The following is a 2,627-nucleotide window of genomic DNA, read 5'->3' as shown; positions in this document are numbered from 1 at the left end:
CCCGGACGGTCAGTTGAAACTCCCCCAGTTGTGGTCGCCTAAAATCCCCCACCGTGTGAAGCAGGACGAGGTCGAGTTTTATTCCTCTTTCGTTTTCTGCGCAAGGGCCTCAGCGGCTTCTTTGAGCCGATAGCTGCGGCCGTTGAACTCGAGCTGGTGGCAGTGATGCATGAGGCGATCGAGGATCGTGGTGCTCATGGTGTTATCGCCAAGGTACGCGCCCCAGTCCTGTACCACGCGATTGGACGTGACGATGATGCTTCGGCGCAGTTTGTAACGTTGATGGACCAGCGTCTGTAGTAGCGCGCCGGCCTCGTCAGGAATCGAGCGTGCCAGGAACAGGTCGTCCAGCACGAGCAGGTCCGCCTCGAGTATCGCGCGCAGGCGCGTCTGTTGCTGCTCCGCTGCGCTGAGCGCGTAACGGTTAAAGAAGTCGTCGGTTTCGAGATACTGCACCTTGTGGCCTTGCAGAACCGCCTGATACGCGACGGCCTTGGCAATGTGCGACTTGCCGGTGCCGGGTTTACCGATGATCAATCCGTTCTCGCCAGCGGCGACGAACTTCAGCGCATTGAGCTGGAAGCAAGCCTGACGCGGGATCTTCGGATTGAACGACCAGTCGAACTCGGCGAGCGTGAGCTTCTCTTCAAGTCCGGACTGCTGATAGCGCCGCTCGATTAGCCGCGACTGACGACGGTCGAGTTCGTCCTGCAGGATCAAGGCGAAGGTCTCAAGAAACGGTTGCTGGGTACCCTGTGCCTGTAGCACGCGGGTCTCCAGTGTGTCGCGTATGCCGGACAGGCGCAGCATCCTGAGCGCCCGCTCGATGTCGGGTAGCGTGGTGGTCATGCTGTTTCTCCGCTTGTAGTGGGATGGGGGGCGGCACTGTGCTGCGCGCCGACGTTGAAGAACTCGCCGTATTCGTCACCCGGGCGGATCAGGGCATGTTCCTGCGTGAGCGGTAGGGCCAGCTGTGGCGCACGATCGAGACGCTCAAGGGCCTGCTGGAACAGCCGTTCTACGACGGCACGTACCTGCCGATAACGATATAGGTGGTGACGCAGGGCGTGATCGCAGGCTTGCTCGACGAGCCACGCGGGATACTTCTTCGCCAGCGCGACGATGCCCCACATGCCGCGGTGGCCGACGCGACCTTCGGCATCGAACAGGTGTTGGCACAGCGTCTTCGTTTGTGGCCCGATGTCGGTGGCGCTGGCCAGCGCGAGACTGGTCTGGCGCGATGGATTGAACGGGCGTTCGCTCTCGGGAAGCTCGAGCGAGCCGGGCTCAATGTGGCGCGGATGGGTGCGCAACAGTTCCTGCGAGCGGCGATCACGGATCTCGATCGTGGTGTCGTAGATGCGCACACACACGAGACTGCCGATGGGCGCGGGCCGCGCCGCATAGTTGCTGCGTTCGACGCTTACGGTGGTATCGTCCCAGACAGTGCGCACGACCTCGGTAAAGTAGCGGAATCCCGTGATCGGCAACGGCCTTAGGTGAGGCTTCTCCTCCTGGAACATCGCCTCGACCTGTCGCCGTGCACGGCCATGGATGCGTTTGGCGGCCCAGTTCTCTTCCCAGTGCATTAGGAATTCGTTCTGGGCGTCGAGCGACTCGAATCGCCGGCCGGCGAGCGCGGTGTTCTGCGTATGCTGGATCGCGTTCTCTACGGAACCCTTGCGATTCGGGTCGCGTACGCGAGCCGGGTCGGCAATGACGCCGTAGTGCTCGAGCATCGCGGCATAGAGCCGGTTGATCTCGGGCTCGTACAGGTCGGGCGTGATGACGCCCTCACGAAGGTTGTCGAGGACGACATAGCTCACGCTGCCACCGAAGTACCGGAAGGCCTCTTCGTGAAGCTGGGCCCAGACCTGCTTGCTGGACTTCCAGACCACGCGCCGGAAGCTGCGCCGCGAATACCTCAACGTCATGACGAACAGGCGTGGCCGTCGGTAGCGGCCTGTCTTCGGATCGCGGGTCAGCGCGCCTTCACCGTAATCCACTTGGGCCTCTTCACCGGCGGCAAACTCAAGACGGTCGAACTGTTCGGGATCGACGTGGCGCAGCGCCCGGACGAAACGTTTGACGCTCTCATAGCTGGCCGTAAAACCATGCTGGTCAACGAGGTCCTGATAGATCGCCTGGGCGTTGCGCTTCAAACGCACCTGCTGTTCGATCCATTCCCGATATGGCTCACTGGCGGATCGGGCGAAGTTGAAGGAGCTGACCGGCGCTCCGCCTGAAGCCGGCGGTCGTGGCAGTGGAGGAATTTGCGATGGGGGAATTTGCGCGACCACCGGATCGCCGGAGCCGATGGTCGCCGCAGTGGAGGAATTTGCGCCTCCCGCCTGCTGTGCTTCATGCAGCGCCTGATAGCGGCGAATCGTCTTACGATCGATACCCGTAAGCTCATGGATCCTGTGTTGGCTCACGCCGCGCTCAAGCAGCGTGAATATCGCGCTTTGTAGATGCTGCTTCAAGACATTCACTCCCTTGTCTCCTTCTTCTCTGAAGGAGACAACAATAAATGTCCTGCAGCACCGCTAGGGACCGCTCAGCCGGCGATCGTTACCTGGGGGATTTTGAGGTGACCATACATGGGGGAATTTGACCGACCGCCGGGG

At 61.4% G+C, this 2,627-nt stretch carries 2 protein-coding genes; both read right to left on the bottom strand.

Annotated elements, in window-relative coordinates; translation table 11 throughout:
• Positions 1-78: 78 nt before the first annotated feature.
• Complete coding sequence (istB, locus tag AWB66_RS32200) at positions 79-849, bottom strand: IS21-like element helper ATPase IstB (RefSeq protein WP_035943326.1); 771 nt, start codon at positions 847-849, stop codon at positions 79-81.
• A complete protein-coding gene (istA, locus tag AWB66_RS32195; RefSeq protein WP_087634017.1) occupies positions 846-2,492 on the bottom strand; it encodes an IS21 family transposase in 1,647 nt (548 codons plus the stop codon). The genes istB and istA overlap by 4 nt, the downstream gene beginning before the upstream one ends.
• Positions 2,493-2,627: the final 135 nt, after the last annotated feature.

The sequence above is a fragment of the Caballeronia telluris genome, assembly GCF_001544495.1.
Taxonomy (GTDB): Bacteria; Pseudomonadota; Gammaproteobacteria; order Burkholderiales; family Burkholderiaceae; genus Caballeronia; species Caballeronia telluris.
The sequence above is the reverse complement of the archived record's forward strand: the minus strand, read 5'-3'. Positions and strand labels throughout refer to the sequence as shown.